Raw genomic sequence first — 13,346 nt, 5'->3', positions numbered from 1 at the left:
CTATCCGTCAGTGATATCACCTCTCATGTTTCTGTTTCCCGCCCGCGCCCCTATAATGGCTGCCTTTTTCGCCCAATGATTTTGCGGAGCTGGTGATGGCCGAACGTAAGGCGTCAGTCGAGCGCGACACTCTGGAAACCCAGATCAAAGCCTCGATCAACCTGGATGGCACCGGAAAGGCCCGATTTGATATCGGTGTTCCTTTTCTTGAGCACATGCTGGACCAGATCGCCCGTCACGGGCTGATCGACCTGGATATTGTCAGCAAGGGCGACCTGCATATCGACGACCACCACACCGTGGAAGACGTCGGTATCACCCTGGGTCAGGCCTTCGCCAAAGCCATCGGCGACAAGAAAGGCATCCGTCGCTACGGCCACGCCTATGTGCCGCTCGATGAAGCGCTGTCGCGTGTCGTGATCGACTTTTCCGGTCGTCCTGGCTTGCAGATGCATGTTCCCTACACCCGCGCCACCGTCGGCGGCTTCGACGTTGACCTGTTCCAGGAATTCTTCCAGGGCTTCGTCAACCATGCGCTCGTCAGCCTGCACATCGACAACCTGCGTGGCACCAACACCCACCACCAGATCGAAACCGTGTTCAAGGCTTTCGGCCGCGCGCTGCGCATGGCTGTAGAGCTCGATGACCGCATGGCCGGCCAGATGCCGTCGACCAAAGGCGTTCTGTAATGCAGACGGTCGCGGTTATCGATTACGGCATGGGCAACCTGCACTCGGTGGCCAAGGCCCTCGAGCACGTCGGTGCCGGCAAGGTCCTGATCACCAGTGATGCCAACGTCATTCGCGAAGCCGACCGGGTGGTTTTCCCCGGCGTCGGCGCGATTCGCGATTGCATGGCTGAGATCCGTCGCCTGGGCTTTGACTCGCTGGTGCGTGAAGTCAGCCAGGATCGCCCGTTCCTTGGCATCTGCGTCGGCATGCAAGCCTTGCTCGACAGCAGTGAAGAGAACGACGGCGTCGACTGCATCGGTTTGTTTGCGGGCGAAGTAAAGTTCTTCGGCAAAGGCCTGCATGAAGACGGCGAGCACCTGAAAGTCCCGCACATGGGCTGGAACGAAGTGAAGCAGACGGTGACGCACCCGCTGTGGCACAACATTCCGGACCTCGCGCGTTTTTACTTCGTGCACAGCTACTACATCGCTGCCGCCAACGCGCGCCAGGTGGTGGGTGGCGGTCACTACGGTGTCGATTTCGCCGCAGCGCTGGCCGAGGGCTCGCGTTTCGCCGTGCAGTTTCACCCGGAGAAGAGCCATACCCATGGCCTGCAATTGCTGCAGAACTTCGCCGCGTGGGATGGTCGCTGGTAAATGGCTGCCAAAAAGAAGCCGCCGATCCTGACCCTCACTCCCGAGCAGGAGAACGAGGCCAATCAGAAGATCAAACGCTTCATGGAGGATCGCTTCGAACTCGACCTGGGTTCGTTCGAAGCGGCCGAAATCCTTGAGCTGTTTACCCGTGAAATTGCTCCGCATTATTACAACAGGGCGATTTTCGATGTGCAGACGCACCTCAAAGAGAGGTTTGAAAGCATCGAAAGCGACTTGTGGGCGCTCGAGAAAAACTGATTTCCGAGCGAAGCTGAATACTCGAATTTGAAGGTTTGCCAGATGCTGATTATTCCCGCTATCGATCTCAAAGACGGTGCCTGTGTTCGTCTGCGCCAGGGCCGCATGGAAGATTCCACAGTGTTCTCCGATGACCCGGTGAGCATGGCTGCCAAGTGGGTGGAGGGCGGTTGCCGTCGTCTGCATCTGGTCGATCTGAACGGCGCTTTCGAAGGCCAGCCGGTCAATGGTGAAGTCGTCACTGCCATCGCCAAGCGTTACCCGAACCTGCCGATCCAGATTGGCGGCGGTATCCGCTCCCTGGAAACCATCGAGCACTACGTGAAAGCCGGCGTGAGCTACGTGATCATCGGCACCAAAGCCGTCAAAGATCCTGCCTTCGTCGCTGAAGCCTGCCGCGCGTTTCCGGGCAAGGTGATCGTCGGTCTGGATGCCAAAGATGGCTTCGTTGCCACCGACGGCTGGGCTGAAATCAGCACCGTTCAAGTGATCGATCTGGCCAAGCAATTTGAAGCCGACGGCGTGTCCGCGATCGTTTATACCGACATCGCCAAAGACGGCATGATGCAGGGCTGCAACGTTCCGTTTACCGCTGCACTGGCCGCTGCCACGAAGATCCCGGTGATCGCCTCCGGCGGCATCCACAACCTGGGTGACATCAAGTCGCTGCTCGACGCCAGAGCGCCAGGCATCATCGGCGCGATCACCGGCCGGGCGATCTATGAAGGCACCCTCGACGTCGCTGAAGCGCAAGCTTTCTGCGATTCGTACAAAGGCTGAGGACTGACCATGGCGCTGGCCAAACGCATCATCCCTTGCCTGGACGTGGACAACGGTCGGGTCGTCAAGGGTGTGAAGTTCGAAAACATCCGCGACGCCGGCGATCCGGTGGAAATCGCTCGTCGCTACGACGAGCAGGGTGCTGACGAGATTACCTTTCTTGACATCACCGCCAGCGTCGATGGCCGCGATACCACGCTGCATACCGTCGAGCGCATGGCCAGCCAGGTGTTCATTCCGCTGACCGTCGGCGGTGGCGTTCGCACCGTGCAGGACATTCGTAACCTGCTCAACGCGGGCGCGGACAAGGTGTCGATCAACACCGCCGCCGTGTTCAATCCGGAATTTGTCGGCGAAGCGGCGCAGCATTTCGGTTCGCAATGCATCGTCGTCGCCATCGACGCCAAGAAGGTTTCCGGGCCGGGCGAAACGCCTCGCTGGGAAATCTTCACCCACGGCGGTCGCAAGCCGACAGGCCTGGACGCGGTGGAGTGGGCGAAGAAGATGGAAGGCCTGGGTGCCGGTGAAATCCTGCTGACCAGCATGGATCAGGACGGCATGAAAAACGGTTTCGATCTGGGCGTCACTCGCGCCATCAGCGATGCCTTGGGTATCCCGGTGATTGCCTCTGGCGGCGTCGGCAACCTGCAGCACTTGGCCGACGGCATCATCGAAGGCCACGCCAGTGCAGTGTTGGCAGCGAGTATTTTCCACTTCGGTGAATACACCGTGCAGGAAGCCAAAGCCTACATGGCCCATCGCGGAATCGTGATGCGCTGAACAATCCGATACAGGCCAGTGGACATCATGGCGGGCTCAGGGCACTCTTGGGAACGCCATGGATTTCGGTAGCCAGACATGCTTAAACGCCTTCTACTTGCCCTTGCCAGCGCTTCTTTATTGCTCATCAATGGAGCACAGGCTGCAGAAAACCCCGCCGCCGATCTGGTGTTGCTGACGGAAAATTTCCCGCCATACAACATGGCGAGGAACGGCAAGAATTTCGCTCAAGACGAAAACATCAATGGCATTGCCGTGGACATCGTCCGCGAGATGTTCAAACGCGCCAACATCACTTACAGCCTTACGCTGCGTTTCCCTTGGGAGCGGATCTACAAGATCGCCCTCGAGAAACCCGGTTATGGCGTGTTCGTGATGGCGCGGTTGCCTGATCGTGAAAAGCTCTTCAAGTGGGTCGGCCCGATCGGCCCGGACGACTGGATCATGCTGGCCAAGGCCGACAGCAAGATCAACCTGGAAAGTCTGGATGATGCGCGCAAGTACAGGATCGGCGCGTACAAGGGCGATGCGATTGCCGAGACATTAGCCAAGCAAGGGTTGAAGCCGATTGTCGTGCTGCGGGATCAGGACAACGCGAAGAAACTCACAAGCGGTCAGATCGATTTGTGGGCCACAGGTGACCCTGCCGGGCGTTATCTGGCGCGCCAGGATGGCGTGATCGGGCTCAAGACGGTGTTGCGATTCAACAGCGCAGAGTTGTATCTGGCACTGAACAAAGAAGTGCCAGATGAGACCGTCGCCAAGTTGCAAGCCGCGCTCGATCAGTTACGCAAGGAAGGCGTGGTCGACGAGATCATGGCGCGGTATCTCTAGCAGCTATCTTACTGGGCTTGCGGCGGAACCCGCGGTGGCGGGTTCAAATACACGGCGCTCGTGAACACATTGTTCAATGTTGCCACCGCCAGTCTTTGTTGCGCGGAGTCAACACCAATAATGCAAAGTGCGTGCACTCCATTTGATGGACCTATTTCAGTATTGATATGCGCATCTTCAGTACTAATGGCTGCGCTGTAGTTGTGAGGCACCTTGCATTCTTTGGCGTCACGGACTGCTTTAAAGCGATAGAGCGGCGCGTCTAACGAGAACCTGAAATCCCATGTTGGCAGTGCAAGCTGCCCGGCTGTGTTACGCGATCTATCAACGTATGTCTTGAGTTTCCATGGCTCAGTAACGGTCAATTCGACAGGCTTCAAGGCACAGTCCGGTCCATTGCTGGTGAATACACCGTCAATAAAGCATGCGGCCAGAAAGTTGGCTGGGTAGCTGTAGTTGAAACGGGCGGCCTTGCAGGATGAGGAGTCCTCGCAACCTTCGGGCTCTGGTATTGCGCGCGAGTCAGCGATCTTACTGACGATGCCGGTGATTTCATTTGTTCGACGGTTGAGCATCGGACTGCCAGAGTTGCCGGCATGAAGGTCGCATCGGTTTCGCATTGCCAGAGGGAATACCCCAGGGTGATCGATGAATGTACCTGCAGTTTCTTCGTCGCAAGCGCTCAATCGAAGCCCGCTTTCGCTAAAGCCTTGTGGCGCGCCAACGTTAAGTGAGTCGTGGCTCTCATTGATTTGGTGGGATGCCAGGTTAAGCGGGTTAATGCCGGCCTGAATTAACGAGTCCAGGGTGGCGTCTACTTCAAGTACGGCAAGATCAGTTCCGGAGAGACTGGTCCATCGGGCGGTCCGAACTGAAAATTGGCTGTGCCGCTCGGGCGTGTCATAAAAGTATTTGAAGGTTACCGTCGCTTCCATCGGCAGATTGATCCGTGCCGAACCGTACTGGAACAGTACGCAATGCCCACTGGTGAGCAGATAGCCAGGTCCGGTGGCCTTACCTTGCCTGTTTCGCGTATTTAGCAGGACGGCACTACAGGATTCTCCCGATTGCAGGGTCAATTGCCCGATGCCACTCCAGATTTCGTAAAGGCGTCCGCTGTTTTGCAATGCTCTCGAATCTGAGCCATTAACAGCACCCTCTCCGAGGTCGCGCGCTTGCACGGAAGCAGTGCCTATCAAGCTGATCATGACTGACAGGTAAAGATACTTAAGGTATTTCACGTCCATTCCTTGGTTATGAAATTGAGGTGCCCACTATTCGGGCATCACTGTGATTCTCCGCGGCGCAAATGTTGTCGCCTTGTTCCGGCGGAAACTCGGCCACATACAGGCTATCGAGATCGCAGTAATTGATAGGTGACGCTACTTGAGTGCCGTCTTCACGAAAGAGCCTGTAAACACTTTTCAGACGATAAACGACGATCAGCTTGCGCTTTGGTGCGATAGCGACGACTTCCACCGGTGTCACGCGGCTCCAACCGTCGGATGATTTCTCGGTATGAGTAAAGCTTTTTTCCAGTCTCGCCGAAAACTGGATTGAAGCGGTCCACAAGTGATTTACGGTGCTCACGTGTGCCAAATGAATCAAGGGCCATTCGGTTTCGGTTCTGATACTGGTGATGCCGGTAAACTCAGACAGCATTTCAGCGCTTTGGACCTTGGACGCAGACCACTGGAAGGTTTTGCTGATAGCGCCAGTGTTGTGGCCGTACCCCAGTAACTCATACTGGTCAGATCTTTCCAGGCGGTAAAATGCTGATGTCCGCAATTGCTCCACAGCATTCAGGTCAGGGTCTATAACGGTGAACCATGGAAGGTAAGCAATCTTCGTGACTGTGGTTGCCTCATCGGCGGCAGGGGGCTCATAGCCTGTAAGAACAGGCGCAACGATCGAAGAACGGGTCCGCGTGGCGATTTTCATGCGTAGTGAGTAAGCGACGTCGCCTGTCGGTCTTGTATGGTTGTTGATGCCAACAAAAGTGCCGGGTGAAAAGCAGATTTCTCCAGCAGGCGCACTTGGAGGGGAGGTGCTCCAGGCTGAAAAGTTTTTCTTGGCGCCACTCCCGCGGTCGTCCCAGATCATGCGGTTAGCGGGCGAAGCGATCACCAGGTCCGCGCGCACGCAACGGACGGTATTGCGCAACGGCTTGTCGCGGCCGTTGGAGCAAACCATGCCCAGCGCCACATAACCGTCCGGTGGTATCGGGCGCCAGATAGTAATGTCAGCTTTGGCTCCGGAACCTGAATCTTTCCAGACTTGTTCGAAGTCGATCGGGACGCCGAGGGCTTTGCCTTTCGAGGTGTCTCCATTCTCCGGAACGCCTTCGCAGACAACTGCCACGATATTGCTCTCGTTTATGTTCTCGAAGCCAGGCGAAACGACGTCCCCCAGCGGGAAATATCCAGGCAACAAATCTGCGGAAGGTAAAGGGCGCCAAAAGCTCCCTTTTTTCGAACCAGAGCCCGCGCTATCCCAGATCCGGTTGAATTGCGTCGTGAAGTTGATCAGCAGATTGTCAACCTGGATCGATGCCAAAGGCCTCGCGGCCGGTGCGGCTGTTTCATTGGTGGGCATGATGGTTCCTGATAGTTTGACAGGCGACTTGGGCGTAGTCGCAACAAGGTTCACGTCACTATCTGGAATTAGGCGAAGCGTTCGGCGGTAATTATTTATGGGTGAGTGCGGCGGGGGTATTACCGGTAAATACCGTCTTTGCCATGAGCCGCTGTCGCACGGTTTCCACGCACGCTTATCATCAGCTTGATATCAATCCAGTCGATACCCTGTCCTTTGAGTTTCGGCAACTCACGCTCCAGTACCGCCAGCGTCTGCGGATATGGATGCCCGATCATCACTGCCGAACCCTGTTTACGCGCCAGGCTGATGGCCGTCTGTAACTGGGTGAAGATCGCCGCTTCAGTGCGCTCGTCATCCAGAAAAACGTCCCGGGATACGCTTGCCAATCCAATCTTCTGCGCCTCGGCAGCCGCTACTGTTTGCGCGCTGGTACGGCTGTCGACGAAGAATTTGTGCTTGCGCTGCAAGTGCGCCATCAACCAGGCCATTGCAGCCGGTTGCGAGGTCATGCGGCTGCCCATGTGGTTGTTGATGCCTGCGGTGTAGGGGACCATTTTGAATGCCGCGTTCAGGCGTTTTTCCAGCTCGTCGAGGGGTAAGTCAGGGTGCCAGGCGAACGGGCCGGTAGCCGGGTCCATAGGCATGTGCAGAATGACTATCTTGCCGGCGCGATGGGCTTCGCGGGCGAATTCAGTGGCGTGGGGCGTATCAGGCATGATCGCAGCCGTGACCGGGCCGGGCAGGGCGAGCACGCGGCGATCCCGAGGCAGGTTCTGCCCCAGGTCATCGATGATCAGGCTCAGGTAGGCCTTTTGCGGAGCCGGCTTGGCGGGCGTTGCGTGCGCAACACCCATCAGACAGCACAGCAGGCCGAGGGCTAACCGCAGGCGCATCTCAGCGGCCGGAGGTGATGCTCAGCCCTTTAAGCAGGCTCAGCGCCTGGGCCAATTGGTAATCGTCGTCCTGCGGCATTACCTTGGGTTTGGCGCCCGAGCCGGTCGGCTTGTCTTCGCCGCCATTGCCATTACCCAGGTGCCCTTGCAGATCGGCTTCCTTGAAGTACTCGCCATCCTGCTCGCTGGTGATCTTGGCCTTGCGCACTTCGATGTCCGGGACGATGCCCTGGGCCTGGATCGAGCGGCCATTCGGCGTGTAATACAGCGCAGTGGTGATCTTCAGTGCGCGGTCGTTGTTCAGCGGCAGTACGGTTTGGACCGAACCCTTACCGAAGCTTGTGGTGCCCATGACCACTGCGCGTTTCTGATCCTGCAAGGCGCCGGCGACAATTTCCGAGGCCGAGGCGCTGCCGCCGTTGATCAACACGACCATTGGCACCGCTTCGCTTTCATCCTTTCCAGTGGCCGAGAAGCGCAATTCGGAGTTGGCGATGCGACCCTTGGTGTAGACGATCAAGCCCTTGGTGATGAAGTGGTCGACCACTTCCACCGCTGCTTGCAGCACGCCGCCCGGATTGTTGCGCAGGTCAAGGATGACACCTTTGAGTTTCTTGCCATTGTCCTTGCGCAGCTTGGCCAGGGCCTTGGAGACCTCTTCGCCGGTCTTGACCTGGAACTGAGTGATGCGGATATAGCCGTAGCCCGACTCGAGCAACTGAGCCTTCACGCTCTTCACCTGGATGATGGCGCGTGCGAGGGTCACGTCAAACGGTGTGCCGCCGTCACGTACCAGGGTCAGGGTGATTTTCTGACCGATCTTGCCGCGCATCTTGTCCACGGCTTCAGTCATGCTCTGGCCGCGAGTCGGTTGGCCGTTGATCTTGACGATGAAGTCGCCCGCCTGAATGCCGGCCTTGGACGCCGGGGTGTCATCGATTGGCGATACCACCTTGATGAAACCGTCTTCGGCGCCCACTTCGATACCCAGGCCACCAAACTCGCCGCTGGTGCTTTCCTGCAACTCTGCGAAATCTTCCGGGCCAAGGTAGGCGGAGTGCGGGTCGAGGTTGCTGAGCATGCCTTTGATGGCATTTTCCAGCAGGGTCTTGTCGTCTACCGGTTCGACATAAGCAGCTTTGATCCGGTCCATGACCTCGGCAAATGTGCGCAACTCTTCCAGAGGCAGTGGTGCCTTGGTGGTCGCAGCAGTGCCCGCAGGTGCAACCGCTGGCGCAGGTTGAGCGGCGAACGCCAGAGGCGCGCCGATCACCAGAGCGATCGTCAGGGCCAGCGAGGTAAGGCGGGACAGATGCAGCATGTCGAACGAACTCCTGAATTAGGTAAGGCGCTTATCCTTGCGCGCGACACCATTGTGCCGGATCACTCGGGTGACCCTGCTGACGAATTGCGAAATACAGCGCTGGTGTGTCCTGCCCGCCACTGCTACCGACAGTGGAGATGGACTCACCGGCTTTAACCACATCACCCGCAGACTTCAGCAGCGTCTGGTTGTGACCATAAAGACTCAAGAAACCGTTGCCGTGATCGAGAATCACCAGCAGGCCGGCACCACGCAACCAGTCGGCAAACACCACGCGGCCGCCGTGAACGGCATGTACCTGACTGCCGGCGGACGCACTGATCATCACGCCGTCCCATTTGGTACGAGCGTCGTCGCCACGGGATTCGCCAAAGCGCGCCAGCAGTCGACCATCAACAGGCCAAGGAAGTTTTCCCCGAGTTGAAGCAAACGCGCCACCGAAGGTCTCGCCTGAACTTGAAACAAGGGCGCCGGGTGTCGATTTGACAGGTTTGCGTGGGGCGTCGGTCGTATCGGCCGCGTCTGCTGCTGCCTGGGCCTCACGTAAACGCTTTTTTTCGGCTTCCTGCTGGGCGATCAGCGCTTTTTGCCGCGCTTCTTCTGCCTCACGGGCCTGACGGGCCAAGGTTTCTTCAATGGTTTTAAGGACTTTAGACAGGTCTGCCTGATCCTGCTCGCGGGACGCCAGTTTTTGATCGCGAGCCTTTACGTCTTCATTGAGCTTGGCCAGGACTTGCTGGCGCTCTTTGCGAACCTTGTCGAGTTCGTCACGCTGACTGTCGAGGCTGCTTTTCTGTACGAGTAACTGCGCCTGCTGCATGTCGATGTCTTTTTCGACATTGGCCAGTTGGCGCAGAGTTTCGTTGAAGTTCTTCAGCTGTTCCAGGCGGGCCTGGCTCAGGTAGTCGTAATAGGTGAGGGTGCGGGCGAATTTTTCCGGGTTCTGCTGGTTGAGCAGCAGTTTCAGATACTCCTGGCGACCATTCTGATAGGCCGCACGGGCCTGAATGGCGATCAGTTGTTGCTGTTCAGTGCGCGCGCTCTGGAGTTTTTTTTTCTCCGCATCGAGTCGTTGCAGCTCGGATTCGCTTTTCTTCAACTCTTTTTGCAGGGCATCGACCTGCTTTTCGAGTTTGCCCATCTCGGTTTCGGTGCCCTTCAGGTCTTTTTGCACACCGGACCTTTCTTCCTGAATCTTGCCCAGCAGTTTCTTCAGCTCGGCAATGTCCTGACGCGTGGCGTCCAACTGTTGTTGGGTTTGCGCGCGCTCGTCAGCGAAGGCCGGTTGGAGCAGGCAAGTCAGAGCAAGGGCTATCAGGACGCGAAGCATAGAGGCGGGCGACACCAGGGAAAGGGACGGCCTAGTATGCCCGCCAAGCGCCGCAAAAAAAACGCCCAATTGGGGTTGTGTGATAACCGGGCTGGCAAGTGGGTGTGATTAATCTTTGAAACCACCACAAACCACTGTGGGAGCGGGCTTGCCCGCGATGGCGTCTTAACATTCAACAGTGATGTTGGCTGTCAGATTGCTATCGCTGGCGAGCCCGCTCCCACAGGGCTTGGTGGTGATTTGACCGGCGGGTTACACGAGGATCGAAGTGCCCGTCATTTCTTCCGGTTTTTCCATCCCCAGCAGCATCAGCATGGTCGGCGCCACATCCGCCAACACGCCGCCATTGCGCACCTTGAAGTCGCGTTTGCCGACATAAATGAACGGCACAGGCTCGGTGGTGTGGGCGGTGTGAGCCTGGCCGGTGGATTCGTCGGCCATTTGCTCGACGTTGCCATGGTCAGCCGTGATCAGCGCTTCGCCGCCAACCTTGTCCAGCGCGTCGACGATACGGCCGACACACAGGTCCAGGCATTCAACGGCTTTGACCGCCGCATCGAACACGCCGCTGTGGCCGACCATGTCGCCGTTGGCGTAGTTGACCACGATCACGTCGTAACGCTGGTTTTCGATAGCGTCGACGATGCGATCGGTCACTTCCGGGGCGCTCATCTCGGGCTGCAAGTCATAGGTGGCGACTTTTGGCGACGGGATCAGGATACGTTCTTCGCCCGGGAACGGTTCTTCGCGACCGCCGGAGAAGAAGAAGGTGACGTGGGCGTATTTCTCGGTTTCAGCGATGCGCAGCTGGGTTTTACCGTTTTTCGCCAGGTAGTCGCCCAACACGTTTTCCAGGCTGCCGGCGGCAAACGCCGAGGGGGCAGGAATGCTGGCGGCGTATTGGGTCAGCATTACGAAGCCGGCCAGTTTCGGCTGGCGGGCGCGTTCGAATTCCTTGAAATCGTCTTCGACGAACACGCGAGTCAGTTCGCGGGCGCGGTCGGCACGGAAGTTCATGAATACGACGGCATCGCCGTCTTCGACTTTGACCGGCTCGCCGATGGAGGTGGCTTTAACGAATTCATCGCTCTCGCCACGGTCGTAGGCTGCTTGCAGACCTTCCTGAGCAGTGGCAGCGTTGAATTCACCGTTACCGTCGACAATCAGGTTGTAAGCCTGCGATACACGGTCCCAACGATTATCGCGGTCCATGGCGAAATAACGGCCAACAATGCTGGCGATCCGGCCTTTACCGAGAGCCTCGAACGTTGCATCGAGCAGTTCGATAGACGACTGAGCGCTTTTTGGCGGGGTGTCGCGACCGTCGAGGAAGGCGTGGAGGTAGATTTTTTCGGCGCCGCGTTTGAAGGCCAGTTCAGCCATGGCAACCAGGTGATCCTGGTGGCTGTGAACGCCGCCATCGGACAGCAGGCCCATGAAGTGCACGGCTTTGCCGGCAGCGACTGCTTTATCCACGGCGGCGCAAATGGTCGGGTTCTCGAAGAATTCGCCATCACGGATCGATTTGGTGACGCGCGTGAAATCCTGATACACCACGCGGCCGGCACCAAGGTTCATGTGGCCGACTTCTGAATTGCCCATCTGGCCATCCGGCAGACCGACATCCATGCCGCTGCCCGAGATCAGGCCGTTTGGCACGGTGGCAGTCAAACGGTCCAGTACGGGCTTCTTGGCCGCGAACACGGCGTTGGATTCAGGGCTGTCGCTGTGACCGAAGCCGTCGAGAATAATCAGGACCAAAGGTTTAGGCGTGGTAGTCATGGATTCCACTCGTGGCTGAGTTAAAAGAGGGCGATGGAAAAGGGAGTAGGAGTTTAAAGCTAAGTTCCGGCTGCGTCACCGCCGGACGGGGTTTGGCCCACCATAGGGGCTGTGTATACTGGCCGACATTTTAACGCCCTGGAACCTCCTTCAATGGTTGATCACCTGATTGCATTTGCCACCACCCACTATCTGCTCGTCGGTATCTTCGCCGTTCTGCTGGCTCTGCTGATCGCCCATGAGATGAAAGGCGGCGGCCGTAGCCTGAGCACCGGTGAACTGACCGGGCTGGTCAACAAGGACGAGGGCGTGGTGATCGATATTCGTCCGACCAAGGACTTCGCCGCCGGTCACATTGTTGGCGCGTTGAACATTCCTCACGACAAGCTGACCGCTCGCGTCGGTGAGTTGGAGAAGCACAAGTCCAAGACCATCATCCTGGTTGACGCCATGGGCCAGACCGCTGGCACTCACGCTCGCGAATTGATGAAATCGGGCTTCACTGCGGCCAAGCTGTCCGGCGGGATTTCCAGCTGGAAAGGCGACAACCTGCCGCTGGTGAAGTGATATGAGCAACGTCGTCGTCTATTCCAGCGATTACTGCCCTTACTGCTCGCGAGCCAAGTACCTGCTCGAGAACAAAGGCGTGGCCTTCGAAGAGATCAAGGTCGATGGCAAGCCGCAGGTGCGTGCCGCCATGGCCCAGAAAGCCGGGCGTACGTCCGTGCCGCAGATCTGGATCGGTGAGCGCCACATTGGTGGCTGTGATGATTTGTTTGCCCTGGAGCGCGCCGGCAAGCTCGATGCGATGCTCAAGGCCTAATTCCTTCCCTATAAGACCCAAGATCAGAAAGGATCTGAGATGACTGACCAACAGAACACAGCAGCTAGCGAAGAAGACACCTCGCCGCAATTCTCTTTGCAGCGCATCTACGTACGTGACTTGTCTTTCGAAGCCCCGAAAAGCCCAGCGATCTTCCGCCAGCAATGGGAACCGAGCGTTGGTCTGGATCTGAATACCCGTCAAAAGGCTTTGGAAGCTGACTTCCACGAAGTGGTGCTGACCCTGTCGGTGACCGTGAAGAACGGCGAAAACGGCGAAGTGGCGTTCATCGCTGAAGTGCAACAGGCCGGGATCTTCCTGATCAAGAACCTGGACGACGCTTCGATGAGCCACACCCTGGGCGCGTTCTGCCCGAACATCCTGTTCCCGTACGCTCGCGAAACCCTGGATAGCCTGGTTACCCGTGGTTCGTTCCCTGCTCTGATGCTGGCTCCAGTGAACTTCGACGCGCTGTACGCACAAGAACTGCAACGCATGCAGGCGACTGGCGAAACTCCGACCGTTCAATAAGCAGCGCTGTTGAAAATCGCGGGCAAGCCCGCTCCCACAGGATCGTGCAAAACCTGTGGGAGCGGGCTTGCCCGCGATTGTTTCTG

General features: G+C 57.7%; 15 protein-coding genes. 9 read left to right on the top strand and 6 right to left on the bottom strand.

Going from position 1 to position 13,346, the window contains the following annotated elements:
* Positions 1-95 precede the first annotated feature (95 nt).
* From hisB to GBC55_RS08130, 6 genes are all read left to right on the top strand, one after another.
* The gene (gene hisB / locus GBC55_RS08155) at positions 96-689 is read left to right on the top strand and encodes an imidazoleglycerol-phosphate dehydratase HisB (protein WP_003218037.1); all 594 of its coding nucleotides are present in this window, start codon (positions 96-98) and stop codon (positions 687-689) included.
* Entirely contained in the window at positions 689-1,327 is a 639-nt protein-coding gene (gene hisH, locus GBC55_RS08150; protein WP_162436976.1) for an imidazole glycerol phosphate synthase subunit HisH, read from the top strand. Before hisB ends, hisH begins: the two co-directional genes overlap by 1 nt.
* Entirely contained in the window at positions 1,328-1,585 is a 258-nt protein-coding gene (locus tag GBC55_RS08145) for a DUF2164 domain-containing protein (protein ID WP_157711279.1), read from the top strand. It begins immediately after the preceding gene.
* Between the two features lie 42 nt (positions 1,586-1,627).
* Positions 1,628-2,365 (top strand): 1-(5-phosphoribosyl)-5-[(5-phosphoribosylamino)methylideneamino]imidazole-4-carboxamide isomerase, encoded by a 738-nt coding sequence (gene hisA, locus GBC55_RS08140; RefSeq protein ID WP_162436975.1) that lies wholly within the window; start codon positions 1,628-1,630, stop codon positions 2,363-2,365.
* 9 nt (positions 2,366-2,374) lie between these two features.
* The gene (gene hisF / locus GBC55_RS08135) at positions 2,375-3,145 is read left to right on the top strand and encodes an imidazole glycerol phosphate synthase subunit HisF (RefSeq protein ID WP_007972752.1); all 771 of its coding nucleotides are present in this window, start codon (positions 2,375-2,377) and stop codon (positions 3,143-3,145) included.
* A gap of 78 nt (positions 3,146-3,223) precedes the next feature.
* Positions 3,224-3,979, top strand: a complete 756-nt coding sequence (locus tag GBC55_RS08130; RefSeq protein ID WP_162436974.1) for an ABC transporter substrate-binding protein — start codon at positions 3,224-3,226, stop codon at positions 3,977-3,979.
* 8 nt (positions 3,980-3,987) lie between these two features.
* Here GBC55_RS08130 and GBC55_RS08125 read toward each other — a convergent pair whose 3' ends face one another.
* From GBC55_RS08125 to gpmI, 6 genes are all read right to left on the bottom strand, one after another.
* A complete protein-coding gene (locus tag GBC55_RS08125) occupies positions 3,988-5,220 on the bottom strand; it encodes a trypsin-like peptidase domain-containing protein (protein ID WP_162436973.1) in 1,233 nt (410 codons plus the stop codon).
* A gap of 13 nt (positions 5,221-5,233) precedes the next feature.
* The gene (locus GBC55_RS08120; protein ID WP_162436972.1) at positions 5,234-6,574 is read right to left on the bottom strand and encodes a Vps62-related protein; all 1,341 of its coding nucleotides are present in this window, start codon (positions 6,572-6,574) and stop codon (positions 5,234-5,236) included.
* Between the two features lie 119 nt (positions 6,575-6,693).
* Positions 6,694-7,470, bottom strand: a complete 777-nt coding sequence (locus tag GBC55_RS08115) for a divergent polysaccharide deacetylase family protein (protein ID WP_162436971.1) — start codon at positions 7,468-7,470, stop codon at positions 6,694-6,696.
* A 1-nt stretch (position 7,471) separates the two neighbouring features.
* Positions 7,472-8,791, bottom strand: a complete 1,320-nt coding sequence (locus GBC55_RS08110; RefSeq protein WP_162436970.1) for a S41 family peptidase — start codon at positions 8,789-8,791, stop codon at positions 7,472-7,474.
* A 31-nt stretch (positions 8,792-8,822) separates the two neighbouring features.
* Positions 8,823-10,124: a murein hydrolase activator EnvC gene (locus GBC55_RS08105; protein ID WP_162436969.1), complete on the bottom strand. Its 1,302-nt coding sequence runs from the start codon at positions 10,122-10,124 to the stop codon at positions 8,823-8,825.
* Positions 10,125-10,376: 252 nt separating this feature from the next.
* Entirely contained in the window at positions 10,377-11,906 is a 1,530-nt protein-coding gene (gene gpmI / locus GBC55_RS08100; protein WP_162436968.1) for a 2,3-bisphosphoglycerate-independent phosphoglycerate mutase, read from the bottom strand.
* 153 nt (positions 11,907-12,059) lie between these two features.
* On the opposite strand from gpmI, the gene GBC55_RS08095 reads away from it, so the two are divergent.
* The 3 genes from GBC55_RS08095 to secB are packed head-to-tail and all read left to right on the top strand — an operon-like array spanning position 12,060 to position 13,260.
* Positions 12,060-12,473 (top strand): rhodanese-like domain-containing protein, encoded by a 414-nt coding sequence (locus tag GBC55_RS08095; RefSeq protein WP_162436967.1) that lies wholly within the window; start codon positions 12,060-12,062, stop codon positions 12,471-12,473.
* A gap of 1 nt (position 12,474) precedes the next feature.
* Positions 12,475-12,729: a glutaredoxin 3 gene (gene grxC, locus GBC55_RS08090; RefSeq protein ID WP_010464569.1), complete on the top strand. Its 255-nt coding sequence runs from the start codon at positions 12,475-12,477 to the stop codon at positions 12,727-12,729.
* 39 nt (positions 12,730-12,768) lie between these two features.
* A complete protein-coding gene (gene secB, locus GBC55_RS08085; protein WP_162436966.1) occupies positions 12,769-13,260 on the top strand; it encodes a protein-export chaperone SecB in 492 nt (163 codons plus the stop codon).
* Positions 13,261-13,346: the final 86 nt, after the last annotated feature.

The organism is Pseudomonas sp. TNT3, assembly GCF_010095445.2.
Classification (GTDB): Bacteria; Pseudomonadota; Gammaproteobacteria; order Pseudomonadales; family Pseudomonadaceae; genus Aquipseudomonas.
This window is presented reverse-complemented; position numbering and strand designations above follow the sequence as displayed.